This is a genomic window from Arthrobacter sp. TJ-217, assembly GCF_058269255.1.
Map to the genome: position 1 here is coordinate 15,518 of NZ_JBZCNJ010000006.1, position 25,960 is coordinate 41,477.

A 25,960-nucleotide genomic window follows, 5' to 3' on the forward strand; every position below is an offset into this window, starting at 1 on the left:
GGGTTCAGCGTGCCCAGCTGTACTCGTGTTCGGGCCGCCCGCGGGTCCCGTACCGCGGCGTGCGCTCGACCGACCGGTGTTCCGCGAGGAACTCCAGGTAGCGCCGCGCCGTCACCCGGGACAGGGCGAGGCGTTCGGCGACCTCGGTTGACGAAATGGGCGCCTGCAGTGACTTCAGCAGGGCACTCACCGCCTGCAGGGTCCCTTCCGAAAGGCCCTTGGGAAGGTTGGGGGACTGCGGGGGCCGCAGGGCCGCATAGGCCGAGTCGACCTCCGCCTGCGTGGTGGATGCCGCCTGGTCGGTGAGGTTCTGCCGGAAGCCGCGGTAGGCCGTGAGCTTGTCGCTGAACGCCGAGAAGGTGAACGGCTTGATGAGGTACTGGACGATCCCCGAGGAGATCGCCGATTTCACGACCTGCAGGTCGCGCACCGCCGTTATTGCGATTACGTCGGTGGGAAGACCCAACCCGCGCACCCGCCGCAGCAGATCCAGGCCATGGGCATCGGGGAGGTTCATGTCGAGCAGGATCAGGTCGATCCCTTCACGCCGGGCCGCGTCCGGCCCGGTCCCTGTCCGGGCGCCCGCGGCACCGGGGGAGAGGAGTGCCATTGCCTCGGCCCCGGACCGCGCAACGCCTGCAAGGTCAAACCCCTCAAGCCGCCGGATGTATTCGGCGTGGGCGTCGGCGGCGATGGGGTCGTCTTCAACAACGAGCACGCGGATGGCGGGCATCACGGCAGTGCCCCCTTCGGTTCGGCAGCGTCAACGCGGCCCGCGGCGGGCAGGAAGACGTCGAAGCGCGCCCCGCCGTCGTTGACGACGTCGAGTGTTCCGTGCCGGCGCAGCACCGCCTGGCGCACCAGGGCGAGCCCGATTCCCCGGCCGTTCACACCCGGATCCTTGGTGCTGAATCCCAGTTCGAAGATCCGGCTCCGGTCGGTCTCGGAGACTCCCCGGCCGCTGTCACGGACCACGATGCGCACCCCGGGATTACCACCGGCCGTGCCTTCGAGCGCGAGTGACACCCTGCGCCGCTCCGAGGCCGCCGCGGCATCAAGGGCATTGTCGAGGAGATTGCCGATGATGGTGATGAGGTCTCCTGGATCAACACCGGTGAAATCCACGCCGTCCTCCACCGCGATGTCCAGTTCGATGCCGCGCTCGTTCGCCTGGGCAGCCTTGCCGACGAGGAGCGCGGCAAGAAAAGGCTCGTCCACCGCTCCCACCACCTTGTCGGTGAGCTGCTGGGACTGTTGCAGGTCCCGCGTCGCGAACTCAAGGGCCTCGGCTCGCCGATCCAGTTCGATGAGGGACACGATTGTGTGAAGCCGGTTGGCGTGCTCATGGGTCTGCGCCCGCAGGGCGTCGGTGAGGGTGCGCATCGTCTGGAGCTCACCCGTCAGCGCTTCGATGTCTGTGTGGTCCCGCAGCGTGGTGACGGTGCCGAGGGAACGCGCCGCTGGAGCGTTCCCGCTGCGGGGAGGAAGCGCCGGTTCCTGGTTCACGACAAGTACCCTGCTTTCGGTCACATGCACTTCGTCGATTGCCTGGCGGCCGCTTCCGAGCAGTTCGCGCAGTGATGCGGAGAGGGCGAGGTCGGCCGCCTGCACGGGCTGCGAAGGAGCCCGGTACGGAAGGTGGAGCAGGCGGGCGGCCTCGTCGTTGTAGAGCACGAGGTGACCGCCCGGGTCTGTCAGCAGGAGCCCCTCGCGGACCGAGTGGAGCACGGAGTCGTAGAAGACGAACATCCTCGACAGCGCTTCGGTGCCCAGGCCGAGGGTGGCCTTGCGAAGCCGCCGGCTCAGGCCCCAGGAGGCGAGGGTTCCGAACACCAGCGATCCGAGGGCGATGAGGAACACCAGGGGCAGCTGGGCGTTCCGCGCCACCGCGACCCTGTCCACCGTCATGCCCGCGGCGACCATGGCGACCACCGCGCCGCTGGCGTCCTGCACCGGTGCGATCGCCCGTACCGACGGACCGAGGGTTCCGGTGAATGTTTCGATGTGCGTTCGCCCGGCCAGTGCCTCGTTCACCGATCCGATGTAGGCCTTGCCGATCTGCTCCGGGTTGCGGTGCGTGTAACGGGTGCGGTCCCGCCCCATGATCGTGATGAAGTCAATGCGCAGTTCGTCCATTACCGAGGCGGCGTACGGCTGGAGGGTCCGCTCGGGGTTGGCCGCCGTTACGGCTTCGAGCACGGCGGGATCGTTTGCGAGAGTCGTGGCGACGGCGAGCATCCGCTGCCCCGAGGCCTCGTAGGTGTTCCGTTCCGCGTCAACGTAAAGGATCAAGGACAGGCAGGCGGTCAGCGCAAGGACGAAGACCAGTTGGCCTACGAAGAACTGCCGGGCGAGACTCCATTGTTTCACGCAGTGACCAGGGTCCTTTCGGGCATCCGTCCAGTCTAGCTTCGCTGCCACGACCATTATGACCGGAATGGTGACGCCGGTCACGACCGGGCTGACGATGGAGCAGTCAGAATTGCACGCCCGGCCGCCCGGCCGCCCGGCCTTCGGTCCCATCGATGTTGAGGGACCACCGGGTGCCCGCTGTGTCGGACCCGACCCAGGAGCAGATCATGGCTATGGCGCCACCCCGATCAAGCGACGAGCAGGCAGCACCCCGCAAGACGGTCGACAAGACCCATTTCCTCTACATCGCGGTGATCGCCGCGGTGATCCTTGGCGCGATCCTCGGCCTCGCGGCACCCGAGTTCGCGCAGAGCCTCAAACCCCTTGGCACGGGATTTATTGCCCTGATCAAGATGATGATCGCCCCCATCATCTTCTGCACGATCGTGCTCGGTATCGGTTCGATCGCCAAGGCCGCCACCGTCGGCAAGGTCGGAGGCCTCGCCCTCGGCTACTTCCTGCTGATGTCAACCTTCGCCCTTGCCATCGGCCTTGTGGTGGGCAACCTGATCGACCCCGGTGAGGGCCTCGACATTTCCAACAGCACCTACGAACCGCCGGCCGGAGGCGAGGAGTCGGAGGGAACCGTCGGCTTCCTGTTGGGCATCATTCCCCCCACGCTCCTTGCATCACTCACCGGCGAAAGCATCCTGCAGACCCTCTTCGTGGCACTGCTGGTGGGGTTTGCGCTGCAGAAGATGGGCCGGGCCGGCAAGCCGGTGCTGCGCGGCATCGGACACATCCAGGCGCTCGTGTTCCGCATCCTGATCATGATCATGTGGCTTGCCCCGATCGGTGCGTTCGGCGCCATCGCGGCTGTGGTCGGCGAGACCGGTGTCCAGGCGATCATCAGCATGTTCACCCTGATGATTGCCTTCTACATCACCTGCATCCTGTTCATCGTCGTCATTCTCGGCGGCCTGCTGAAGCTCGCCACGGGAGTCAACATCTTCAAGCTCATGAGGTACCTCGGACGGGAGTACCTGCTGATCTTCTCCACCTCGTCATCGGAGGCAGCCCTTCCCCGCCTCATCGCCAAGATGGAACACCTTGGCATCTCCAAGCCGGTGGTCGGAGTCACCGTGCCGACCGGCTACTCCTTCAACCTGGACGGCACGGCGATCTATCTCACCATGGCGGCGCTGTTCGTTGCCGAGGCCCTCGGCAAGCCCCTTGCGCTCGGCGAGCAAATCTCCCTGCTGATCTTCATGATCATCGCCTCCAAGGGTGCTGCAGGCGTCACCGGAGCGGGCCTTGCAACGCTGGCCGGCGGCCTCCAGTCCCACCGGCCCGACCTTGTCGAGGGCGTTGGACTGATCGTGGGAATCGACCGGTTCATGTCGGAGGCGCGGGCGCTAACCAACTTCACCGGCAACGCCGTTGCAACAGTGCTGATCGGCACCTGGACGCGGGAAATCGACCGTGCCCGGGTCGACGAGGTGCTCGACAAGCACCTGCCGTTCGATGAGGCGACAATGAACGCCGGCCACGGCCACTTCGAAGACGACGACGTCGAAGACGGCGTCGAAGCCGTGACGGCGCAGGCCACCGAGGGCGATCCCGCCGCGCGCGTCGGGCGGTAGTTCCGGCCAACCATCCGGTCAAAAGTCCGGCCAGACGTGAGGGCCCGCCCCGTTCGGGGGGTGGGCCCTTTGCCGTGCGCGGGTGGCTGCAGCAACCGGATCCTGCGCGGGATCCACACCCGGGAGCAGGGTTCGACCTCAGGTTGAACGTCAAGGCTCGCGGCATGTGCCCAGCCTGCCTCCATGGACGATGCCGGGCCCCACTGTAACGTTGAGACGGGGAAGAGCATCGAACAACCTTCAAAGATACAAACGGAAGCGTGGAGAGATACGTGAGTAGCGAACAGGGTTCCACAACTCTGCAGAACGCAGCCGAAGCTGAAATTGGGCCAACCGGGCGGCCTGTGACGGAGTTCCCCGAGCCTCCCGTACTCGACTCCCACGGCCCGGCCCGAATCATTGCGATGGTCAACCAAAAGGGCGGGGTGGGTAAAACCACGTCCACGATCAATCTTGGTGCGGCCCTTGCCGAGGCGGGCCGGCGGGTGCTGCTCGTTGATTTCGATCCGCAGGGCGCGCTCTCCGCGGGGCTCGGCACCAACCCCCACGAGCTCGACGTCACCGTCTACAACGTGCTCATGGACCGCAAGGTCGATATCCGGGAAGCCATCCACACCACGGCCTTCGACAACGTGGACCTGCTGCCCGCCAATATCGACCTCTCCGCCGCGGAAGTCCAACTGGTCAATGAGGTGGCCCGCGAGCAGGTTCTCGACCGTGCCCTGCGCAAGGTTTCCGACGACTATGACGTGATCCTCATCGACTGCCAGCCATCCCTCGGGCTGCTCACGGTCAACGCCCTCACCGCCGCGCACGGTGTGATCATTCCGCTGATCTGCGAGTTCTTCGCCCTGCGCGCCGTGGCGCTCCTCGTCGAAACCATCGAGAAGGTCCAGGACCGGCTCAACCCGCGGCTGCAGGTGGACGGCGTGCTCGCCACGATGTACGACGCCCGCACCCTGCACAGCCGCGAGGTGATCGCCCGGCTCGTCGAGGCGTTCGGCGAGAAGGTGTTCGAAACGGTCATCAAGCGCACCATCAAGTTCGCCGACGCGACGGTCGCGGCGGAGCCGATCACCACCTATGCAGGCAACCACGCGGGGGCCGACGCCTACCGCCGCCTGGCCAAGGAACTGATCGCCAGGGGCGGCGCGCCCTAAGGATGCCGAAGCATGGATCGCGCAGCTGACGGAATGTCTCCTTCATTCCCGGCGGTGCCCGGCCCGCAGGTCCTCGACGCGGCGGGACCGGCGGTGCCTCCCGCGAAGGCGGTCTTTGAGCTGCACCTAGCCAATTTTTCGGGACCTTTCGACCTCCTTCTTGGACTGATCTCCAAGCGGGAACTGGACATCACCGAAATCGCCCTCGCCGAAGTCACCGACGAATTCATCTCGCACATCCGCCGACTCCAGGCGGAGCGGGGCCGGTGGGCGCTCGATGAGGCGAGCGAGTTCCTCGTCGTCGCAGCAACCCTCCTTGACCTCAAGGCCGCCCGCCTGCTGCCCTCGGGCGAGGTGGAGGACGCTGAAGACGTCGCCCTTCTCGAAGCCCGGGACCTGCTGTTCGCCCGGCTGCTCCAATACAAGGCATTCAAGGAGATCTCGCACCAACTCGGCGCCCGCCTCGAGGAAGAGGCGCAACGGTACCCCCGCTCCGCCCCGCTTGAACCCCAGTTCGCCGCGATGCTCCCGGAACTCATCTGGCGCACCTCCCTTGCCGAATTCACGGCAATCGCGGCGAAAGCCCTCCAGCCCCGCGAGCCTGCCACAACGGAGGTGGGGATCGGACACCTTCACGGTACGGCCGTGAGCGTCAAGGAGCAGGCCGCCCTCATCGAAGCCCGGCTGCGGGAGTCCGTCTCGCTGTCCTTCCGCGAACTCACTGACGACGCATCCTCCACCCTCGTTGTCGTAGTGCGGTTCCTTGCCCTGCTCGAAATGTTCCGTGACGCGGTGATCTCGTTCGAGCAGGCGGCGCCGCTCGGCGAACTCCGGGTGCGCTGGTCCGCGGGCGACACCCGGTGGTCGGCGGAGAACATCCGCGCTGATTACGACGGCCTCGACTCTGATGCAGCGGATGCCGGTGCCGCCGCGCCGGCCGAAGACCTGCCCTTCGCGGCAGCCGACGCAAACGCCGAATTCAGCATGACAGGGGCAGGAGGCCCGGATGACTGACCCCACCCCGCACGCCTCTCCAGACCCGGGCGGGCCGGAAGCTCCGCAGGACGGGGAGGGCTACCAGGCCGCCGACCAGCCTGGCGGGCTCCGCGGCGCCCTCGAGGCGATCCTGATGGTGGTCGAGAAGCCCGTTGCTGAAAACGAACTCGCCGCAGCGCTCTCGGTGCCGCCGGAAACGGTGCACCGGCTGCTGGTGGAACTCCAGCGCGAGTACGACGGCTATACTGGTCAAGGCCCGCAGAGCATCGACGATCGGCAACCCCGTGGTTTCGAACTACGCAATGTTGCCGGCGGATGGCGTATTTTCTCCCGAAACTGGTTCGCTCCGGTGGTCGCAGAATTTGTTCTGGAAGGCCAGACGGCCCGGCTCTCCTCGGCCGCACTTGAGACACTGGCGGTGATTGCGTACCGCCAGCCCGTATCCCGTTCCAGGGTTTCCGCAATCCGCGGGGTGAATGTCGATTCAGTGGTCCGCACGCTGGTTCAACGCGAGCTGGTGGCCGAGGTGGAAACGGATCCGGAAACCGGGGCGGTCCTGTATGGGACGACCCCCTATTTTCTGGAAAGATTGGGACTTGGCAGCGTCGCCGAGCTGCCGCGGCTTTCGCCCCACCTGCCCGGCCTCGAAAACCTTGGGGACTATGAAGACACAACGTACTGAGCACGTTTACCAAAAGGACATTGAATGACACAGGCGCCAGGATCCGGCTCCAATCGGAACGACCCTCGCCGTGGTGGCAAGTCGAGCGGCAGGCCCGCCAGCAGCGCGGGCCGAGGCGGCAGGGCCGCCGGCGGACGCCCCGCCAGCGGCGGGCGCAGCGGATTGAACCGTTCCGACAACGCCGCCGGCCGCCCGCAGCGCGACGACCGGCCGCAGCGCTCCTTCGGAGACGCCGGCCAGGGCCGTCCCTCCGGCGAGCGTTCGGGCCGTCCCACGGGTGAGCGTTCGGGTCGTCCCACGGGTGAGCGTTCGGGCCGGCCCACGGGTGAGCGTTCGGGCCGGCCCACGGGTGAGCGTTCGGGCCGTCCCACGGGTGAGCGTTCGGGCCGTCCCACGGGTGAGCGTTCGGGTGAGCGTCGGTTCGGTGCGGGAGAGGGCCGTCCAACGGGCGAGCGTTCGGGTGAGCGCCGTCCGGAGTCGAGCCAGCAGGGCTACGGCCGACCGGCCGCCGGGCGTCCCCGCGGCGCTTCATCGGGCGCATTCGGAACGGGTGCCGGCCGAAGCGGTGCCCCGAAGGGTGCCGCAGGCAGAACGGGTGCCGGAAAAACCGGTGCGGGCAGGCCCGCCCGGCAGCGGCCCGCCGGTCCCAAGGCATTCGGCAGGGAACGGTTCGGCAGCGATCTCGGCCCGGTGCGCCGGCCGAAGACACAGCGGCCCGCCCGTACCCAAGCCGACGTGGATATGCACAACCCCGACGGGATACGCCTGCAGAAGGTCATGGCCTCGGCCGGCGTGGCTTCCCGCCGCGTCTGCGAGGAAATGATCCTCGCCGGTCGGGTGGAGGTCGACGGCGAGATCGTCACGGAACTCGGACTCAGGGTTGATCCCGAAGCGGTGTCAATCCATGTCGATGGAATGCGGCTGCAGCTCAATGACACGCTGAAGTACTACGTGTTCAACAAGCCGCGCGGCGTCGTCTCCACCATGGAGGATCCCGAGGGGCGTCCCAGCATCGGCGACTACCTGAAGAACAAGAACAAGGGGGAGCGGCTGTTCCACGTCGGCCGGCTCGACGCCGAGACCGAGGGCCTGCTGCTGCTGACCAACGACGGCGAGCTGACGAACCGGCTCACCCACCCGTCCTACGAAGTGCCCAAGACCTACTACGTCCAGGTCCGCGGACCCATGGCGCCGGGGATCGGCGCCCAAATGAAGGCCGGAATCGAACTCGAAGATGGCATTGCCAGCGTCGACTCCTTCAAGCTCGTCGATTCGACCCCGGGCCACCTGCTGGTCGAGGTGGTGCTCCACTCCGGACGCAACCGCGTTGTCCGCAGGCTCTTCGATGCGGTGGGCCACCCTGTGGAGCGCCTCGTGCGCACCCAGATCGGTCCGATCCGTCTCAATGACCAGCGCCAGGGCAGCATCCGCGTGCTCGGACGCCAGGAAGTGGGACATCTGCTCGCGGCGGTGGGTCTCTAAGGAATGACCGAATCTGCAAGGGACACCGGAACCCACCTCGTCGGTCCGGTGCTCGTGATTGGCTCCGGCCTGCTGGGCGCCAGCATCGGGCTCGGGCTGCGCGTGCGCGGCATCGACGTCGTGCTCTCTGACATCTCACCCTCCACGCAGGCAGTGGCCCAGGACATCGGCGCGGGCCGGCCGCTCGGCGCAGCCGAGGCGGCAGGGGAATTTTCCCCGGAACTCGTTGTTGTGGCAGCGCCGCCGGATGTTGCGGGGTCCCTCGCCGCCAAGGCCCTGGCGGACTACCCCCGGGCAGTTGTCATCGACATCGCGAGCGTGAAGTCCGCCGTGCTCAGCGAGGTGACGGCGTTGGTGGCAGATGCCGCCCAGCTGTCCCGGTATGTCGGTACCCACCCCATGGCCGGGCGGGAAAAGTCGGGACCGGTCGCGGCAAGCGCCGACCTTTTCACCGGCATGCCCTGGGTGCTCTGCCCGGCGGAGTCGAGTTCCCCGGAGGCGGTGCGGTGCGCCGAGGCCCTCGCCGTCGACCTAGGCGCCGTTCCTGCCCGGATGTCCGCTGAGGAGCACGACGAAACCGTTGCGCTCATCTCGCACCTGCCCCAGGTACTTTCCTCACTCGTGGCGAGCAGGCTCCAGGAAACCCCTTCAAGGTCGCTGTCCCTCGCGGGAAACGGGCTGCGCGACGTCACACGGATCGCAGCAAGCGATCCCGGCCTGTGGGTCCAGATCCTTTCAGCCAACGCCGACCGTCTCGTCCAAATCCTTTACGGTGTGCGCGAGGACCTCAACCGCCTGATCGGAACGCTCGAGAATCCGGTGGCCGACGGTGCCCGCCTCGACATGGCACAGCTGATGGCCGAAGGCAACGCCGGCCAGGCGCGGATCCCCGGAAAGCACGGCACCCCGCCCGGGTCGTTCGCCAAGCTCACGGTGCTCGTCGACGACGTTCCGGGCCAGATCGCGCGCCTGCTCACGGAGATCGGCGACATCGGCATCAACGTCGAGGACCTGCGGCTCGAACATTCCCCCGGACGGCAGGTCGGCATGGCCGAGGTATCGGTGGTTCCCGGACGCCGGCACGAACTGGCGGCGTCCCTTGCCTCGCGGGGCTGGAAGGTTGTGCAATGAGCGATCCCAATTTCCATCGGCATTTCCGGCTCGGAAAGTCCCTCGTCGTCGCCATTGACGGGCCGTCCGGTTCGGGCAAATCGAGCGTCAGCAGGGAAGCGGCACGGCGGCTCCGCGCGGCCTACCTCGACACCGGCGCCATGTACCGGGCGGTGACCCTCGCCTGCCTCGAAGCCGGCACCGACCTCGAAGACGCGGCCGCCGTCGAACACGCCGCCCGGGCACTGGAGCTGTACATCAGCACCAACCCCGACCGGGAGTTCGTCACGGTCGGCGGCGTCGACGTCACGGCCGCCATCCGCGAACCCCGGGTCTCGGCGGCGGTCAGCGCCGTCGCGACAACACTGGGCGCCCGCGCCGAACTTATCCGCCGCCAGCGCGCGATCATCGCCGGCGCTGGCCACCGCATCGTTGCCGAGGGCCGCGACATCACCACCGTCGTCGCCCCTGACGCCGAGGTGCGGATCCTGCTGACCGCAAGCGAAGCCGCCCGGCTCCGCCGGCGCGGGGACCAGCTCGGCGGCACCCAGACCCAGGCGCAGCTCCACCAGCAGGTGCTGGTCCGCGACGCCAAGGATTCAACGGTCGTGAACTTCAAACAGGCCGCCGACGGTGTGGTTACCGTTGACTCATCAGAGCTCGACTTCGACCAGACGGTCGCAGCGGTTCTCGATGTCGTCCACTCCGTCGCCCATTAGCAGTGAAGAACAACAAAGGAATGCAATCATGAGCGAGAACCTCTCGCCGCAGGACACCAGCGGGCCAGACGCCGAATTCGAACCCACGGGTGAGGACCAGGTCGCCGAGCGCCTTGACGCCCTTGACGATGCCGAAGCGGAGGTCCGTGCCGCGTCCCTGCGCGCCGGACTTGCCGAGTACGAGCTCGATGAGGAAGACGCGGCCCTGCTCGCCCGGCAGGACGAGGACTTCGAAGACGACGCCGAGCAGCGGCTGAATCCGGTCCTTGCCATCGTTGGGCGGCCCAACGTGGGCAAATCGACGCTCGTGAACCGGATCCTGGGCCGCCGCGAGGCCGTTGTCGAAGACACCCCCGGGGTCACCCGCGACCGGGTGTCCTATCCCGCGCAGTGGAACGGGCGCAATTTCACGCTCGTCGATACCGGCGGGTGGGAATACGACGCCAAGGGCATCCACGCCCGCGTCGCGGACCAGGCCGAGATCGCCGTCGACATGGCCGACGCCGTCCTGCTCGTGGTCGACGCCACCGTTGGTGCGACGGCCACCGACGAGGCAGTGGTGAAGATGCTCCGGCGCAAGAAGAAACCGGTGATCCTCGTCGCCAACAAGGTCGACGATATCCAGAACGAGGCGGACGCCTCCTTCCTGTGGGGACTCGGATTCGGCCAGCCCTGGCCGGTCTCAGCGCTGCACGGCAGGGGAACGGGCGACATGCTCGACCGTGTCCTCGAGGTTCTTCCCGAATTCTCCGAACACGGCGGCATCGAGCGCACCGGAGGACCGCGCCGGGTTGCCCTGATCGGCCGCCCGAACGTCGGAAAGTCCTCCCTGCTCAATAAGCTGGCCGGAACCGACCGCGTCGTTGTCGACCCGCTGGCCGGAACCACCCGCGATCCCGTCGACGAGATGCTCGAACTGGGCGGCCGCACCTGGCGCTTCGTCGACACCGCCGGCATCCGCCGCCGCGTGCACATGCAGCAGGGCGCCGACTTCTATGCATCGCTCCGCACCCAGTCCGCCTTGGAGAAGGCCGAAGTCGCAGTCGTGCTGCTTGCCGTTGACGAGGTGCTCAGCGAGCAGGACGTGCGGGTCCTCAACATGGCGATCGAATCGGGACGCGCGCTGGTCCTGGCCTTCAACAAGTGGGACCTGCTCGACGACGAACGCCGGCGTTACCTGGAGCGCGAGATCGAACAGGACCTCGCGCACGTCGACTGGGCCCCGCGTGTGAACATCTCGGCCCTGACCGGATGGCACAAGGACCGCCTTGTGCCGGCCCTGGACACCGCCCTGGAGTCCTGGGACCGGCGCATCCCCACCGGCCGGCTCAACGCGTTCCTCGGCGAGCTCGTGGCCGCGCACCCGCATCCGGTGCGTGGAGGCAAGCAGCCCCGCATCCTCTTCGGCACGCAGGCCTCAAGCCGGCCGCCGAAGTTCGTACTGTTCACGACCGGCTTCCTCGATCCCGGATACCGGCGCTTCATCACGCGCCGGCTGCGTGAAACATTCGGCTTCGAAGGCACCCCGATCGAAGTGAGCATGCGGGTGAGGGAAAAACGCGGCCGCAAACGCTGAGCGTTGTCCGGATGACCCCGGAAAATGCTGTACAGTAATTGAGGTGGTTTGACCGCTTGGTTGAACCGATCGGGATGTGGCGCAGCTTGGTAGCGCACTTGACTGGGGGTCAAGGGGTCGCAGGTTCAAATCCTGTCATCCCGACCAGCGGAAGCCCGCCATTTCAGGCCTTGAAGGCCTGGGATGGCGGGCTTTCTTGGTTTCCGGGACGGTCCGGAATCCGCCGGCGTTCGCCGCTCGAAACGCCGGTGGCGGGCGGTACGGACCCTCGGTCCATCTTTCGCCCCGGACCACCGAGCCGGTAGCCGGTGTTGGGTTCGGTGGGCGGTGCCGGTGTGCTTTTGCTCCCTTCACACTCCCCGGCGTTACTACCCCAGTGCGTGCCCCCGGGGATACCGTAGATCGAACCAGCACAGGATCGTCGGTCAGGAAACTCTGGATGCGCGCGGGCGGTATCCCTCGAGGCGGAAGCCCGGGGGAGGCGGTAACGATGTCGAGACACGAACCGGGCCCGCAGCTGCGGGGCCGGCGAAGCGAATGCGCCGTGCTGGATGGGCTGCTGACTGACGTCCGCGCGGGCCACAGCAGGGTGCTGGTGCTCCGCGGGGAGGCCGGGGTCGGCAAGAGCGCCCTCCTCCACTATCTCCTCCAACAGGCCCACGGGTGCGCCGTGGCCCATGCATCCGGCGTCGCGTCGGAGACGGAGCTGCCCTATGCGGGCCTTCACCAGCTGTGCGCGCCCTGCCTTGACGATATCGGGCTTCTGCCGGAACCTCAGCGCCTTGCACTCAGCACCGTCTTCGGATCGCGGAGTGGTGAACCACCGGATCGGTTCCTCGTCGGGCTGGCCGTGATGAGCCTGCTTGGCCATGCTGCCGGAGGTGGACCCCTGATCTGCGTTATCGACGACGCGCAGCTGCTCGATCCCGTCTCGGCCCAGACGCTGGCCTTCGTCGCGCGCCGCCTCGGCGCGGAGTCGCTCGCGCTGGTCTTCGGCGTGCGTTCATCCGACGAGCCGGAGCCCGCGGCCGAGGCGCTCGACGGGCTGCCCGACCTCGCGGTCCAAGGACTCGCTGACCCCGAGGCGATGGCGCTGCTGGAGTCGGTGGTGATGGGCCCGCTCGACGGCCGGGTACGCGACCGGATCATTTCCGAGGTCCGCGGGAACCCCTTGACGCTGCTTGAGCTGGCACGCGGTCTGAGCCCGGCCGAGCTCTCGTTCGGATTTGGACCGTCGACGACGTCCGGACCGCCCGGACGCATCGAGCAGGGGTTCATGAAACGGCTCAATTCCCTTCCGGAAAGCACGCGGCTGCTGCTGCTCACCGCTGCCGCCGAACCCACGGGTGATGTGCCGCTCCTGTGGCGTGCCGCTGCGGAGCTCGGCCTCGCGGCGGGCGACGCGGTCCCGGCGCAGGAGGCAGGGCTGATCGAACTGGGGGCACAGGTCCGGTTCCGTCACCCCTTGATGCGGTCCGCTGTCTACCGCGCTGCCGCCGGCGGAGACCGGAGGCGGGTGCATTTGGTGCTGGCGGCGGCCACCGATGCGGCATTCGACCCCGACCGCCGCGCATGGCACCTCGCCGATGCCACCGCGGGGGTTGGTGAGGACGTCGCCGCGCAGCTTGAGGCTGCGGCGGGCCGGGCGCGGGCGCGCGGCGGCTGGGCGGCGGGCGCGGCCTTCCTCGCCCGTGCCACCGAACTCACCCCCGGTGCCGGCCAGCGCGCGGTGCGCGCCCTTGCCGCGGCACACGCGGAGCTGCAGGCGGGAGCGGCACGGGCGGCACACGCGCTGCTCGCCATCGCCCAGGCGGGACCCCTGGGCGAGGTCGACGCGGCGCGGGCGCAGCTGCTGTCTGCGCAGATAGAGTTCGCCGCGACGCGCGGTCGGGACGCGCCGTCAATGCTGCTCTCCGCGGCGAGGCGGCTGGAGTCCCTCGACGCGGCCCTGGCCAAGGAAACCTACCTCGACGCCTTCACCGCGGCGCTGTTCACGGGACGCCTCGCAACGGCGGGCAGTATCGACGAGGTGGCACAAGCCGTTCTGAGAGCCGACTGGGGGAGGACCGGGCGGACATTGCCGCCCGCCTGCGACCTGCTCCTGACCGGGCTTGCACGGCTTCTCAGCCAGGGGCACAGTGCCAGCACGGCGCCAGTGCTTTCGGCGGTTGAGGCGTTCCGGAATGAAAGCCCCGACGATGATGCCTCGCTTCGGTGGCTCTGGCTCGCCGCGCGGGTGGCACGCGCCGTTGGCGACGACGCAGGATGGGACCACCTGACCCGGCGGCAGGTGGCGCTCGCCCGCCGCACCGGCGCACTGTCCGTCCTGCAGCTCGCGCTCGCCGAACGGTGCAGCCTGGAGCTCTTCGCCGGGCGCTATGTCGAGGCCTTGGCCCTCGCCGCCGAAGCCGACGCCGTGAGCACGGCGGCGGGCAGTGATCTCAACCCGCACATCCATCTCCTGCTCGCTGCCTGGCAGGGTGAGGAGGCCGAAGTGCTCGCGCTGATCGATACGGGCCACCGGGAGCGCGGCGAAGGACTGTGGCTCATGGGTGCCGAATGGACCTGCGCCGTCTTCCTGAACGGGCGTGGACGATACGAGGAGGCGCTCGAGGCGGCCGAACGGGCGGCGGACCATCCCCACGCGCTCGGACTGTCCACCTGGGTCTATCCGGAGCTGATCGAAGCCGCAGTCCGTGCGCAGCAGCCCGAACGCGGGCTCGCGGCCCTGGAGAGGCTGGGAGGGATAGCACGGGCCTGCGGGACCGAGTGGACACTGGGCGTCGAGGCCGCGTCCCGGGCGCTGCTGACCGACGGCGAGGCAGCCGATGCTCTCTACCGCGATGCAGTCGCGCGCCTCGGGCGTACCGGCGTCCCCGTTGCGCTCGCGCGTGCCCGGTTGCTCTATGGAGAATGGCTGCGCAGGCAGGGAAGGCGGCTGGCGGCCCGGGAATCCCTGCGGTCCGCGCACGAATTCTTCCTCGACGCGGGAATGGACAGTTTCGCGGAGCGCGCCCGGCGGGAGCTCATCGCGACGGGCGAGACTGTTCGTGCCCGCACCCTCGACGCCGCGAGCGAGCTCACAGCCCAGGAAGCGCTGATCGCACGTCTGGCAACCGAGGGCCGCAGCAACCCAGAGATCGCCGCGCAGCTGTTCATCAGCCCGCGGACCGTCGAATGGCACCTGCGGAAGGTATTCCGGAAGCTTGGGGTCACCTCGCGGAAAGGTCTGCAGGTTGCCCTTCCCTCCACCGCGCCCAGCGCCTCGGCGTAAACGGCGCGGCAGGCCGAGCACCGCAGGCCCGGTTCTTGCCCGGCGGGATTGACACTTCGACGGCCTACCCGAAGGTAAAGCAGTAAAGTCCGACGCCGGGGTCAATGAATTCAATCTCTGCGGTGCTCTCGGCAACGTGACCGCCGCGCCGCAGGAGCTGGTGCAGGCCGGGTTCGGTGATCACCCCGTGTCCTGCGGCGTCGGTGTCGATGCCGTGGTCCCCGCCGGGTTCCTGCCCGTCGAGCAGCACACGGAAGCGCACCGCCGGCCCCTGCCCTCCGGGACCCGGAGCCGCGACAAGGTGGAGGTCACGGCTGTGGAAGCGGCAGGACAGTCGACCCCCGGCCTCCTGAAGGGTTGTCGCCTCGCGGCCGGCCGTCCAGGTGCCCGAGACGGCCCATTGGCCGCGGCGCAGCCGTGGAGGTTCGGCGTAAAGGTGCGGCTGGTCTGCCAGAAGGCCTCCGGGGGAGGCGAACCCGGAAGTCCGGCCATAGCCAAGGTAGGTCTCCGCCGAACGAAGCGTGTCCCAGTCGGCCGGCACCTCGATGCCGCGCGCCTCGACCGGCACCGTGCGAGCGCGCAGGTCGACCGATCCCGCCTCGGTGAGCAGCTGCCGCAGCACCTTCTCGGTCTCCTCATAACCACCCTCGCCGAAATTGGTGTGGCGCAGGCGGCCGCCGGCATCCACCAGGTATACGGCGGGCCAGTAGTGGTTGTCGAAGGACCGCCACACGGCGAAATGGTTGTCGACCGCAACGGGATAGGAAACCCCAAGACCGCGCACGGCACGGCGCACATTGTCGAGGTCGTGCTCGAAGGAGAACTCGGGGGAGTGGACGCCGACCACAACCAGTCCGTCGGTGCGGTAGGAGTCCTCCCAGGCACGAACATAGGGAAGGGTCCGGAGCCAGTTGATGCACGTGTAGGTCCAGAAGTTGACCAGTACCACCTGCCCGCGCATGCCCGCGCCGGTGAGCGGCGGCGAGTTGAGCCAGTCCGTGGCTCCGGCAAGGGAGAAGCCCGATTCGTCCGCAGGTTCGGCTTCGGTGTCTGCCGGCCCGCGGTCCTCGACAGTGCGGGGATCCTGCTGGAAGCGCTGCCAAAGGCGCCGGGCCGTGGAGGGAAGGGAATTCTCTGACGCCATCATTAGCTCCTTCGGTCGAACGCCGCAGGCTGCGGCGACACCAGTGTCGGCCGTCCGGCCGGTGCCTCGCGCCCGTCAGGAACCCCGGTGCTGTACTGGTGGTTGCAATTTATGCAGGTCGGGCGCACCGGAATGCCTTGAATTTTCCGGTGGACCCGGTTATCGGATCCCTCACCGAGCAGCTAAATAACCGAAGGCGGAAAGAAATTGGGACGGCAATTAAGTCGGTGCCGCCGGGTTTCTTTACGCGGCCCCGCAGGCGGTGTATGCGAAGCCGTGCGACGCCCAGCGGTCGATCACCGGCCCGGATGTATGCCTATACTCGATCAATATCCGGACGGGCAGCGCTGCCCCATATTCCCCCAAGCGTGACGTCAGACGAAAGGCAATCATGAGCAACGTCCCCGAAGGCCTCTACTACACCGCCGAACACGAGTGGGTCACCGAACCCAACGCCGCCGGAGTCGTTCGGGTCGGGATCACAGACTTCGCCCAGGACGCACTGGGGGATGTCGTGTACGTGCAGATGCCCGATGTCGGCCAGGCGGTGACCGGCGCCGATGTTGTCGGCGAGGTCGAATCGACGAAGAGCGTCAGCGACATCTATGCCCCCGTCACCGGCGAGGTCGTTGCGCGAAACGAGGCCCTTGACGACGATCCGGCGCTCATCAACTCCGACCCGTACGGGGAAGGTTGGCTCCTCGAGATCCGCGTGGAAAGCCCCTCCGTTGTCGAATCGCTCTTGAGTTCGACTGAATACACACAGCAGGTAGGCTAGACATACCGGCTCTGGCAATCTTCTTACGGCCAACCGGCACCGTCCGGTTGGCCGCCGATTTTGGGAGGGAACACCAATGGTTGGTGACGACAATTCAGCCGTGAATGGAGGAGAGCAGCATATGCAATCTCCGGAGACAACGACGATCGGCCTGCCCCCGCAGGTCGCGTTCACCGAAGTCGACCGCAATCTGACGAAGGAAGAGCAGGCCTCGGTTGCCGCGCTTCCTGCCGGTTCCGCGCTGCTCGTTGCCCACTCCGGCCCCAACGCCGGCGCACGCTTCCTGCTCGACGAAGATGTAACAAAGGCGGGGCGTCATCCCAACGCCGACATCTTCCTCGACGACGTCACGGTCTCCCGCCAGCACGCAGAGTTCCGCCGCACCGAAAACGGCTTCATGGTTGTCGACACGCGCAGCCTCAACGGAACCTATGTCAACAACGACAGGGTGGACAGCGTGCTGCTGCGCAGCGGCAACGAAGTGCAGATCGGCAAGTTCCGCCTGACGTTCTACGCCGCCCGGAGCAATGCCTCCGGCCAGGCACCGTCGCAGCCCGCGGCACAGGCCTAGTCCGCTTTCATGCCAACACCCCAGCCCGGCCGGCGGAACGTCGGCATTGCTCCGGCCCATGCCAACGCCGGAGTATTGAACATCGGCGAGGTCCTGCGGGAACTCGCCGAGGACTTCCCGCAGGTCACCGCCTCAAAGATCCGTTTCCTTGAGGAGAAGGGGCTCATCACGCCCCAGAGGACCCGGGCCGGGTACCGGAAGTACGCACCACACGATGTTGAGCGCCTCCGGTTTGTCCTCGCGCTGCAGCGGGACCAGTACCTGCCCCTGAAGGTCATCAAGGACTACGTCGACGCAATCGACCGCGGGGAACGCCCCGAATCCCTGCCGGGCGGCATGAGCCTTTCCCCACGGATGGTCTCGGACCAACTGGCACGGGAACTGAGCTCCCACTCCCGGCGCCTGACTGCCGAAACCCTCGCAGCCGAGGCGAAAGCGCCCCGCCGCCTCGTCGACGACCTCATCAGTTTCGGGCTGATCGGGCCGGTCGACGGTCGCTTCGACGAGCACGCCCTGAAGATCACGAAGGCGTGCGTGCAGCTCGAAAGCCACGGCATTGAACCCCGGCACCTGCGCCCCTTCCGTGCGGCGGCTGACCGCGAACTGGGCCTCGTCGAACGGGTCGTGGCTCCGGTGGCTTCCCGCCGCGACGTCGCCTCCAAGGCGCGCGCCGCAGAAACGGCGCGTGAGATCAGCGAACTTTGCCTCAATCTGCACAGCGCCCTGGTGTACAGTCAGATCGCCAGAATGGACAGTTAGGCGGGCTCATGATTGAAGTCGAAGTTGTCGGGGTAAGAATCGAACTTCCCTCCAACCAGCCCCTTGTCCTTTTGAAGGAAATGACGGGTGAACGCCACCTGCCGATTTGGATCGGAGCACCGGAAGCAAGCGCGATCGCGTTCGTCCAGCAGGGGATCGTTCCGCCCCGGCCCATGACCCACGACCTGCTGGTGAACGTCGTCGCAGCCCTTGGCCGAACGATCACCGAGGTGCGGATCGTCTCGGTCATCGATACCGTCTACCATGCCGAACTGGTGTTCGATGACGGCATGACCGTCAGCTCGCGGGCCTCCGACGCCCTCGCCGTGGCCCTGCGGGTTCCCTGCAGCATTTATTGCGCCGACGCCGTCCTCGATGCCGCCGGCGTGGAAATCGCCGACGCCGAGCCGGAAGACGAAACCGGGGACCAGCAGGAAACTGCGGAAAAAGAATTGAAGCAGTTCCGGGAGTTCCTCGCCGACGTTGAACCGGAAGACTTTGAGCCCTGAGCTTTCGACACGCCAATCTTCGAACGGCAGCATCTTTGACCTTGTGTCCCCGGCGATCTAACGTCGAAGAATACAGTTCCCATTGCAACGGAGTGGAACTCGGGGCAGACTAGGAATCGAGCCCTGAGAACCGGCCTCCGGAGGCTACATTCCCCGGGAACCCAACGAGGAGGCACGCGTGAGTCCGAAGGGTGACGCCGGTAAGCTGAAAAGCCCGGCAGCGGGCGGCACTGGCCTACCTGCCAGCGCACAGGGCCTGCTCTTTACCGAAGACCTCCCCGTCCTTGACGAAGACGCCGGATACCGGGGACCAACCGCCTGCAAGGCCGCAGGAATCACCTACCGGCAGCTTGATTACTGGGCCCGCACGGGTCTTGTTGAACCCGCCGTCCGCGGTGCTTCCGGCTCGGGAACACAGCGCCTTTACGGCTTCCGCGACATCCTGGTGCTCAAGGTCGTCAAACGGCTCCTCGACACGGGTGTCTCTCTTCAGCAGATCCGCTCGGCCGTCGAGCACCTCCGGGAACGCGGTGTTGAGGACCTCGCCCAGATCACCCTGATGAGCGACGGCGCCAGCGTCTATGAATGCACCTCTGCCGACGAGGTCATCGACCTTGTCCAGGGCGGCCAGGGCGTCTTCGGCATTGCCGTCGGCAGGGTCTGGCGTGAGGTCGAGGGAAGCCTCGCGGCCCTCCCCAGCGAACACGCCTCCGACCAGGACTTCCCCGACGACGAACTGAGCAAGCGCCGCACGGCGCGGCGCATCAGCTGACCTCACCGGCCGGGCAGTCTGCCTAGGCAGGCAGGACCGGCACTTCCACTCCAGTACCTTCCCAGCCGAGCCCTCGGCGTCCCGCTCCCGGCGGGACCGCAGTGCAGCCCGGCTGGGTTTTTTAGTTTCCCGTTGCGTCAGGGCCGGCGCGGACCGGTGCGCTGTCGGATCGCCGCCGGGAGGGTGGCCGCTGGCCTAGCGCCGGGCGACGCGGCTGCGCAGCCGCCCGGAGTCAACGAGGGTCCGCAGCAGTTCGTCGAAATACTCCGACGCCTGCCGGGCCGACTCGCCGGGCCAGTGGTGCACCGCGTGCGCTGCGCCCTGGATCTGCTGCCAGTTCGCCTGTTCCGAGATGGTCGGGCTCAGCAGCAGTTCATCGAACATCTGCTTCATCTCGGCCAGCCGGAACGTATGTTCGTTCGAGGTCGAGCGTACCCGGTTCGCGACGATTCCCGCTGTCTGCAGGTGGGGGGCGAATTCGGCCTTGAAGAGTTCGATCGCACGCATCGTGCGTTCGGTTCCCGCGACGGAGAAGAGGCCGGGCTCGGCGACGAGCAGCACACGGTTGCTCGCGGTCCACGCCATGCGGGTCAGTCCGTTGAGGGAGGGCGGGCAGTCGATCAGCACCAGCCCGTAACCACTCACCCTCGACAGCAGGGTCGACAGCCGGCGCAGGTCCCGCCGGCCCAGGTCCGGCCGGTCGTAGATGCCGGAGTAAGCCGAACCCATCGCCACATCGAGGACCGGGTCGGTTCCGGACGGCGGCGGAAACTGCCGCACCGCGGTGTCGACCCACCCACTTGGGACAGTATTGGCCTTGAGGTCGCCGCGCCGCGCGTTCTTGAGCAGCCTGCCGATGTCGAGCTGGTCGCCCGCACGGACGCCCAGGCCGGTTGTCGCATCTGCGTGCGGATCGAGGTCGATCACGAGGGTGGGAATGCCAGCCGAGAGTGCCGCAGACGCGAGCCCCAGGGTCACCGACGTTTTTCCCACGCCGCCTTTGAGGCTACTGATACTCACTACTTGCACGTTGTTGAACCCTTACCTAACACGTCGCGGTTTTCGGCGGGCGCGAAGATGCGCCCCCTCATTGTATGGGCCGCCCGCACCGATTCGACGCTGGCGGGCCGCGTGGCGGGCCACAGCCATAATGCGGACAATATTTGATCGCTGGCCGCAGCTGAACTGTAGGCTCATGCTTAAACTGACGCACCGCAATGCAAAGCCGCTATGGGCAACATGTCGGCAGATCACCTTCAGCAATTCGGCCCGCAAAGGACGCAGGAGAGCCATGTTCTCGAAGATTCTGGTAGCAAACCGCGGAGAGATTGCCATTCGGGCCTTTCGGGCCGGACACGAGGCGGGGGCAAAGACGGTTGCCGTTTTCCCCTACGAAGACCGAAATTCAATTCACCGGCAGAAAGCCGACGAGGCCTACCTGATCGGGGAGCAGGGCCACCCGGTCCGCGCGTACCTCGACGTCGCCGAGGTGGTGCGCGTCGCGAAGGAATCCGGGTGCGACGCCATCTACCCCGGGTACGGTTTCCTCTCCGAGAACCCGGACCTCGCGCGGGCGGCAGCTGAGGCGGGAATCACCTTCGTCGGCCCGCCTGCCGACGTGCTCGAGCTTGCAGGCAACAAGGTCAAGGCACTCGACGCAGCCCGCGAAGCCGGCATCCCCGTGCTGAAGTCTTCCCGGCCCAGCGCCGACATCAACGAGCTCATCGCCGCCGCCGAGGAGATCGGCTTCCCCGTCTTCGCGAAGGCCGTTGCGGGCGGCGGCGGCCGGGGGATGCGCCGGGTCGACACCCGTGAAGCCCTGCAGGAGGCCCTTGAGTCGGCGATGCGCGAGGCGGAGTCGGCCTTCGGGGACCCAACGATGTTCCTCGAGCAGGCGGTCCTTCGCCCCCGGCACATCGAAGTGCAGATCCTGGCTGACGCCGAGGGCAACGTCATGCACCTGTTCGAGCGTGACTGCTCCCTGCAGCGCCGCCACCAGAAGGTCATCGAGATAGCCCCGGCGCCCAACCTTGACGATTCGATCCGCCAGGCGCTGTACCGCGACGCCGTGGCGTTCGCGAAGGCGCTGAAGTACGTGAACGCGGGAACCGTCGAATTTCTCGTGGACACGGTCGGGGAGCGCGCCGGCCAGCACGTGTTCATCGAGATGAATCCCCGCATCCAGGTCGAGCACACGGTCACCGAAGAGGTCACCGATGTGGACCTCGTGCAGTCCCAGCTGCGCATCGCCTCGGGGGAGACCCTTGCCGATCTCGGGCTCAGCCAGGACACCGTGCAGCTGCGCGGCGCCGCGCTGCAGAGCCGGATCACCACCGAGGACCCGGCGAACGGCTTCCGCCCCGACGTCGGCAGGATCACTGCGTACCGTTCCGCAGGCGGCGCCGGGGTCAGGCTCGACGGCGGAACGGTGTACGCCGGCGCCGAGATCAGCCCCCACTTCGACTCAATGCTCGTCAAACTGACCTGCCGGGGCCGGGACTACCCGACGGCAGTCACCCGCGCCCGGCGGGCCCTTGCCGAGTTCCGTGTGCGCGGCGTGTCAACGAACATCTCCTTCCTTCAGGCGGTCCTCGACGACCCCGACTTCATCGCCGGGAACGTCGCCACCTCCTTCATCGACGAACGCCCCGAACTGCTCACCGCCCGGATCCCCGCCGACCGCGGCACCAAGCTGCTGACATGGCTCGCCGACGTCACCGTCAACAAGCCCCATGGCGAGCGGCCGGCCCACCTCGATCCCATGGAGAAGCTTCCGCGGGTCCCGGAGGGGGAAGACGGGAAGGCGCAGCCAGGATCCCGCCAGCTCCTGCAGGAGCTCGGCCCGGAAGGTTTCGCCGCGCGCCTGCGCGAACAGCAGGCGGTTGCCGTCACCGACACGACCTTCCGCGACGCCCACCAGTCCCTGCTCGCGACCCGGGTGCGGACCCGGGACCTTGCGGCGGCGGGTGCCTCCGTGTCGAGGCTGACCCCGCAGCTGCTGTCGGTTGAAGCCTGGGGCGGGGCGACCTACGACGTCGGCCTGCGCTTCCTCGGTGAAGACCCGTGGGACAGGCTCGACACCCTGCGCCGCGAGATGCCCAACATCTGTTTGCAGATGCTGGTGCGCGGGCGCAACACCGTCGGGTACACGCCCTACCCAGAGGCGGTGACCGAGGCCTTCGTCAAGGAGGCCGCAGCCTCGGGCATCGACATCTTCCGCATCTTCGATGCGCTCAATGACGTCTCCCAGATGGAGCCGGCGATCCGGGCCGTGCGGGCCACCGGAACAGCGGTGGCCGAGGTCGCCCTGTGCTACACCGCCGACATGCTCGATCCCAAGGAGACGCTCTACACGCTTGAGTACTACCTCGGGCTGGCGCAGCGGATGGTCGACGCCGGGGCGCACATCCTCGCCATCAAGGACATGGCGGGGCTGCTGCGTCCTGCCGCCGCGGCACGGCTTGTGGCGGCCCTTCGGGAGCGCTTCGACCTGCCGGTCCACCTCCACACGCACGATACGGCCGGCGGCCAGCTCGCGACGCTCCTTGCCGCGATCGACGTCGGCGTGGACGCCGTGGACGTCGCGAGCGCTCCGCTGGCGGGCACCACCAGCCAGCCCTCCGCCTCGGCCCTTGTCGCCGCGCTCGCGCACACCCCCCGGGACACAGGGATCGACCTCGACGCGGTCAGCTCGCTTGAGCCGTATTGGGAAGCGGTTCGACGGACCTACTCGCCCTTTGAGTCAGGGCTTCCCGGGCCGACGGGCAGGGTCTACCGGCATGAAATCCCCGGCGGGCAGCTGTCCAACCTGAAGCAACAGGCAATCGCCCTGGGGCTCGGTGAGCGTTTCGAGGCGATCGAGGACATGTACACGGCCGCGGACAGGATCCTCGGCCGGCTCGTGAAGGTCACCCCCTCCTCCAAGGTCGTCGGGGACCTGGCGCTTCAGCTTGTCGGCTCGAATGCCGATCCGGCGGACTTCCGGGAAAACCCCCAGAACTACGACATCCCCGACTCCGTCATCGGGTTCCTCAACGGCGAGCTCGGGGACCCGCCCGGGGGCTGGCCCGAGCCGTTCCGGACCAAGGCCCTTCAGGGGCGTGTGATGAAGCCGCGCGTCGTCGACCTTGATTCCGCCGATGAGGAGAGCCTGGCAGGTGAGTCGCGGCAGCGCCGCGCAACCCTTAACCGCCTCCTGTTCGCCGGACCCGCCGCGGATTTCACCCGTACCCGGGAAACCTACGGGGACGTCTCGGTGCTGAGCACTGCCGACTACCTGTACGGACTGCAGCAGGGCGGTGAGCACGTCATTGAGCTCGAAAAGGGCGTCCGGCTGATCGCCACCCTCGAAGCAGTCTCGGATGCCGACGAAAAGGGAATGCGGACGGTGATGTGCACCCTTAACGGGCAGATGCGTCCCGTATCCGTCCGCGACCGGAGCGTCCGCAGCGAGGTCAAGACGGCGGAGAAGGCGGACCCGTCAAAGCCCGGCCACGTTGCCGCGCCTTTCGCCGGAGCCGTGACGGTCACGGTCAAGGAGGGGGCCGTGGTTGCGGCCGGCGACACCGTTGCGACTATCGAAGCAATGAAAATGGAAGCGAACATCACAACCAGCGTGGGCGGCACTGTGGAACGCGTCACCTCGGACACGGCCCAGCAGGTCGAGGGCGGAGACCTGCTCCTTGTCATAACGGTCGGCTGACCGGCGGCGACGGCGTCCTCAGGGGGCCCGGCATTCCAACCGCCGGACGCCCTTGACGCCGTCGGCGCCCTTCCACGGTGGGTTAGAGTTCTTCGATGACGGTCCGCGCCCTCATGCGCGGCCGGTAGGCACTTCGATTGGAAGGAATCATGGTCGCAGCTACGCCCCGTTCCGGCGCCGCCAAACCCCGCCCCAAGGGAGGACGCCAGCCGCAAGCCGTCGAAGGATCAGCTTCGGACTCCACGAAAGAACCCGCAGCCCCCGTCAATCAGCCCGAGGCCGCCGAGCAGCCCGATACGGCCCCCGCCGGGGAGCAGGCGGAGACGGCCCCCGCCGGGGAGCAGGCCGAACCCATCTCAACACCCACTCCAACGGGTGCCGAGGCTGCGCCGGTCGCCAAGCCTCCCGCCGTCGACGAGCCGCGGCCCGATACAGCGGAGCAGCAGTCCGAACCCGCCGCCGTGAACCCTGCGGCAGGACCGCAGCTGGGACACGCTCCCGTCGTCGTTGCCGCCGGGACCGACCCCGCCGCGGTCCATCTGGGCAGCGGGAGCGCCGCCCTGCCGGTCGGGCCCGTTCCCGTCATCGAGGCACCCCTCCCTCCGACTGTTTTCCCCGAAATCGGCGCCGCGGCCTCCGACCCGCTTCCCGCCCCTGACGCGGGCGACGGACTGGGCTGGACACCCAGCGGTTCCCTCCCGCACGTCCCATCGGCGCCCGCGCAGCCTGACTCCGATGCGGCACCCGACTCATCCGCCGGCGAGATCCGAAGCAGCCGGAGGGACAAGGAAGACGGTCCCGAGCCGGCCTCGGCGCTTACCGCCGACCGGCTCCTCGTGGGTGCCGAACGGCCACCGGCCAATGGCTGGCGCCGATGGATTTACAAGGCAACGCTGGGTTACGTCAACCTCGGCGACTCCGACGCGGTGCGGATCCGCAGGGCAACCGAACACCGCATCGGTGTCCGCCTCGGCGGACATACCCGCTACGTTCCAGTGCTCTCACGCAAGGGCGGCGTGGGCAAGACAACCGTGACGACCCTGCTGGGAATGGCCCTTGCGGATATGCGCGAAGACCGCATCATCGCCATGGATGCGAACCCCGACCGGGGGACGCTCTCGGACCGGTCTCCGGGACGAGCCGACTTCACGGCGCGGCACCTCGTCCAGAACCGCTTCATGGTCGACTCCTTCGCGCAGCTCGCAAACTACGTCACCCGCGACGGCTCGCGCCTTCACGTCCTCGCCTCGGACACCGACCCGGCCGTAGCCCAGGCCTTCGACGACGCCGACTACCGCGCCGTCACCGACATCCTGGGCCGGTACTACTCGATCGTCCTCACCGATTCGGGCACGGGAATGGTCCACTCGGTCATGAAGGGCACCCTCGAAAAGGCCGACACCGTTGTCCTCGTCTCAGGAGGCAGCGTCGACGAGGCACGGCTCGCCTCCGAGACGCTTTCCTGGCTCGAAGCGCACGGACGCCACGACCTCGTTGAGAAAGCCGTGGTCGTCATCAACCTTTCCTCAGGGAACGGCACCCAGGTCAATGTCGCCGAGATCGAAGAGCATTTCCTGTCCCGCGTGCGCACCGTCGTGCGCATCCCCTACGACCGGCACCTCGCCGAGGGGTCGCGCATCGACCTCGCACGGCTGCAGCCGGCCACCCGCGACGCTGTGCTCGAACTTGCCGCCCTCGTCGTCGACGAGCTCCACGGGTAGCCGATGATGG

The 25,960-nt window shown here is 67.4% G+C and carries 20 protein-coding genes and 1 tRNA gene; 17 read left to right on the forward strand and 4 right to left on the reverse strand.

Translation table 11 applies throughout. The features are described 5' to 3' along the window. Positions 1–4: 4 nt before the first annotated feature. Together AC4D2R_RS11855 and AC4D2R_RS11860 are read right to left on the reverse strand one after the other, a co-directional pair. Positions 5–733: a response regulator gene (locus AC4D2R_RS11855; protein WP_490940333.1), complete on the reverse strand. Its 729-nt coding sequence runs from the start codon at positions 731–733 to the stop codon at positions 5–7. After that, positions 733–2,370: a sensor histidine kinase gene (locus AC4D2R_RS11860; protein WP_490940165.1), complete on the reverse strand. Its 1,638-nt coding sequence runs from the start codon at positions 2,368–2,370 to the stop codon at positions 733–735. Before AC4D2R_RS11860 ends, AC4D2R_RS11855 begins: the two co-directional genes overlap by 1 nt. Before the next feature lie 215 nt (positions 2,371–2,585). Here AC4D2R_RS11860 and AC4D2R_RS11865 point away from each other — a divergent pair, with 215 nt between their 5' ends. The 10 genes from AC4D2R_RS11865 to AC4D2R_RS11910 all read left to right on the forward strand — a co-directional run bounded on the left by AC4D2R_RS11865 (position 2,586) and on the right by AC4D2R_RS11910 (position 14,994). After that, positions 2,586–3,995, forward strand: coding sequence for a cation:dicarboxylate symporter family transporter (locus AC4D2R_RS11865; RefSeq protein WP_490940335.1), 1,410 nt, complete (start codon positions 2,586–2,588; stop codon positions 3,993–3,995). Between the two features lie 272 nt (positions 3,996–4,267). Further along, complete coding sequence (locus AC4D2R_RS11870) at positions 4,268–5,155, forward strand: ParA family protein (RefSeq protein WP_490940166.1); 888 nt, start codon at positions 4,268–4,270, stop codon at positions 5,153–5,155. Positions 5,156–5,167: 12 nt separating this feature from the next. Next, entirely contained in the window at positions 5,168–6,169 is a 1,002-nt protein-coding gene (locus AC4D2R_RS11875; RefSeq protein ID WP_490940167.1) for a segregation and condensation protein A, read from the forward strand. After that, positions 6,162–6,833: an SMC-Scp complex subunit ScpB gene (gene scpB / locus AC4D2R_RS11880; protein WP_490940168.1), complete on the forward strand. Its 672-nt coding sequence runs from the start codon at positions 6,162–6,164 to the stop codon at positions 6,831–6,833. The genes AC4D2R_RS11875 and scpB overlap by 8 nt, the downstream gene beginning before the upstream one ends. Before the next feature lie 24 nt (positions 6,834–6,857). Beyond that, a complete protein-coding gene (locus AC4D2R_RS11885) occupies positions 6,858–8,315 on the forward strand; it encodes a pseudouridine synthase (protein ID WP_490940169.1) in 1,458 nt (485 codons plus the stop codon). Between the two features lie 3 nt (positions 8,316–8,318). Further along, the gene (locus AC4D2R_RS11890) at positions 8,319–9,446 is read left to right on the forward strand and encodes a prephenate dehydrogenase (protein WP_490940170.1); all 1,128 of its coding nucleotides are present in this window, start codon (positions 8,319–8,321) and stop codon (positions 9,444–9,446) included. Next, the gene (cmk, locus tag AC4D2R_RS11895; protein WP_490903668.1) at positions 9,443–10,144 is read left to right on the forward strand and encodes a (d)CMP kinase; all 702 of its coding nucleotides are present in this window, start codon (positions 9,443–9,445) and stop codon (positions 10,142–10,144) included. The genes AC4D2R_RS11890 and cmk overlap by 4 nt, the downstream gene beginning before the upstream one ends. Before the next feature lie 28 nt (positions 10,145–10,172). Next, on the forward strand, positions 10,173–11,720 hold the full coding sequence (der, locus tag AC4D2R_RS11900) for a ribosome biogenesis GTPase Der (protein WP_490940171.1): 1,548 nt from the start codon (positions 10,173–10,175) through the stop codon (positions 11,718–11,720). Positions 11,721–11,790: 70 nt separating this feature from the next. After that, a tRNA-Pro gene (locus tag AC4D2R_RS11905) sits at positions 11,791–11,867 on the forward strand. A 343-nt stretch (positions 11,868–12,210) separates the two neighbouring features. Next, positions 12,211–14,994, forward strand: a complete 2,784-nt coding sequence (locus tag AC4D2R_RS11910; RefSeq protein ID WP_490940172.1) for an AAA family ATPase — start codon at positions 12,211–12,213, stop codon at positions 14,992–14,994. Positions 14,995–15,058: 64 nt separating this feature from the next. Here AC4D2R_RS11910 and AC4D2R_RS11915 read toward each other — a convergent pair whose 3' ends face one another. Continuing rightward, the gene (locus tag AC4D2R_RS11915; protein ID WP_490940173.1) at positions 15,059–16,138 is read right to left on the reverse strand and encodes a thioredoxin; all 1,080 of its coding nucleotides are present in this window, start codon (positions 16,136–16,138) and stop codon (positions 15,059–15,061) included. Positions 16,139–16,529: 391 nt separating this feature from the next. Here AC4D2R_RS11915 and gcvH point away from each other — a divergent pair, with 391 nt between their 5' ends. From gcvH to AC4D2R_RS11940, 5 genes are all read left to right on the forward strand, one after another. After that, the gene (gene gcvH, locus AC4D2R_RS11920; RefSeq protein WP_490903664.1) at positions 16,530–16,916 is read left to right on the forward strand and encodes a glycine cleavage system protein GcvH; all 387 of its coding nucleotides are present in this window, start codon (positions 16,530–16,532) and stop codon (positions 16,914–16,916) included. Between the two features lie 76 nt (positions 16,917–16,992). Further along, positions 16,993–17,487: an FHA domain-containing protein gene (locus AC4D2R_RS11925; RefSeq protein ID WP_490940174.1), complete on the forward strand. Its 495-nt coding sequence runs from the start codon at positions 16,993–16,995 to the stop codon at positions 17,485–17,487. Positions 17,488–17,496: 9 nt separating this feature from the next. Beyond that, the gene (gene ftsR / locus AC4D2R_RS11930) at positions 17,497–18,246 is read left to right on the forward strand and encodes a transcriptional regulator FtsR (RefSeq protein ID WP_490940175.1); all 750 of its coding nucleotides are present in this window, start codon (positions 17,497–17,499) and stop codon (positions 18,244–18,246) included. A gap of 8 nt (positions 18,247–18,254) precedes the next feature. Continuing rightward, complete coding sequence (locus AC4D2R_RS11935) at positions 18,255–18,755, forward strand: bifunctional nuclease family protein (protein WP_490903661.1); 501 nt, start codon at positions 18,255–18,257, stop codon at positions 18,753–18,755. Between the two features lie 178 nt (positions 18,756–18,933). Further along, positions 18,934–19,527: a MerR family transcriptional regulator gene (locus tag AC4D2R_RS11940; RefSeq protein ID WP_490903660.1), complete on the forward strand. Its 594-nt coding sequence runs from the start codon at positions 18,934–18,936 to the stop codon at positions 19,525–19,527. A 195-nt stretch (positions 19,528–19,722) separates the two neighbouring features. Here the strand turns inward: AC4D2R_RS11940 and AC4D2R_RS11945 are convergent, their stop codons facing one another. After that, on the reverse strand, positions 19,723–20,556 hold the full coding sequence (locus AC4D2R_RS11945) for a ParA family protein (RefSeq protein ID WP_490940176.1): 834 nt from the start codon (positions 20,554–20,556) through the stop codon (positions 19,723–19,725). A 262-nt stretch (positions 20,557–20,818) separates the two neighbouring features. Here AC4D2R_RS11945 and AC4D2R_RS11950 point away from each other — a divergent pair, with 262 nt between their 5' ends. Both AC4D2R_RS11950 and AC4D2R_RS11955 read left to right on the forward strand, forming a co-directional pair. Continuing rightward, the gene (locus AC4D2R_RS11950) at positions 20,819–24,229 is read left to right on the forward strand and encodes a pyruvate carboxylase (protein WP_490940177.1); all 3,411 of its coding nucleotides are present in this window, start codon (positions 20,819–20,821) and stop codon (positions 24,227–24,229) included. Positions 24,230–24,378: 149 nt separating this feature from the next. Then, the gene (locus tag AC4D2R_RS11955; protein WP_490940178.1) at positions 24,379–25,950 is read left to right on the forward strand and encodes a nucleotide-binding protein; all 1,572 of its coding nucleotides are present in this window, start codon (positions 24,379–24,381) and stop codon (positions 25,948–25,950) included. The last annotated feature ends 10 nt before the right edge of the window (positions 25,951–25,960 follow it).

Bases quoted from the DNA above. Each gene is read 5' to 3' on its own strand.
- AC4D2R_RS11855 (WP_490940333.1), bottom strand. From the start codon at position 733: ATGCCCGCCATCCGCGTGCTCGTTGTTGAAGACGACCCCATCGCCGCC.
- AC4D2R_RS11865 (WP_490940335.1), top strand. From the start codon at position 2,586: ATGGCGCCACCCCGATCAAGCGACGAGCAGGCAGCACCCCGCAAGACG.
- AC4D2R_RS11875 (WP_490940167.1), top strand. From the start codon at position 5,168: ATGGATCGCGCAGCTGACGGAATGTCTCCTTCATTCCCGGCGGTGCCC.
- scpB (WP_490940168.1), top strand. From the start codon at position 6,162: ATGACTGACCCCACCCCGCACGCCTCTCCAGACCCGGGCGGGCCGGAA.
- AC4D2R_RS11885 (WP_490940169.1), top strand. From the start codon at position 6,858: ATGACACAGGCGCCAGGATCCGGCTCCAATCGGAACGACCCTCGCCGT.
- AC4D2R_RS11890 (WP_490940170.1), top strand. From the start codon at position 8,319: ATGACCGAATCTGCAAGGGACACCGGAACCCACCTCGTCGGTCCGGTG.
- cmk (WP_490903668.1), top strand. From the start codon at position 9,443: ATGAGCGATCCCAATTTCCATCGGCATTTCCGGCTCGGAAAGTCCCTC.
- der (WP_490940171.1), top strand. From the start codon at position 10,173: ATGAGCGAGAACCTCTCGCCGCAGGACACCAGCGGGCCAGACGCCGAA.
- AC4D2R_RS11910 (WP_490940172.1), top strand. From the start codon at position 12,211: ATGTCGAGACACGAACCGGGCCCGCAGCTGCGGGGCCGGCGAAGCGAA.
- AC4D2R_RS11915 (WP_490940173.1), bottom strand. From the start codon at position 16,138: ATGGCGTCAGAGAATTCCCTTCCCTCCACGGCCCGGCGCCTTTGGCAG.
- gcvH (WP_490903664.1), top strand. From the start codon at position 16,530: ATGAGCAACGTCCCCGAAGGCCTCTACTACACCGCCGAACACGAGTGG.
- AC4D2R_RS11925 (WP_490940174.1), top strand. From the start codon at position 16,993: ATGGTTGGTGACGACAATTCAGCCGTGAATGGAGGAGAGCAGCATATG.
- ftsR (WP_490940175.1), top strand. From the start codon at position 17,497: ATGCCAACACCCCAGCCCGGCCGGCGGAACGTCGGCATTGCTCCGGCC.
- AC4D2R_RS11935 (WP_490903661.1), top strand. From the start codon at position 18,255: ATGATTGAAGTCGAAGTTGTCGGGGTAAGAATCGAACTTCCCTCCAAC.
- AC4D2R_RS11950 (WP_490940177.1), top strand. From the start codon at position 20,819: ATGTTCTCGAAGATTCTGGTAGCAAACCGCGGAGAGATTGCCATTCGG.
- AC4D2R_RS11955 (WP_490940178.1), top strand. From the start codon at position 24,379: ATGGTCGCAGCTACGCCCCGTTCCGGCGCCGCCAAACCCCGCCCCAAG.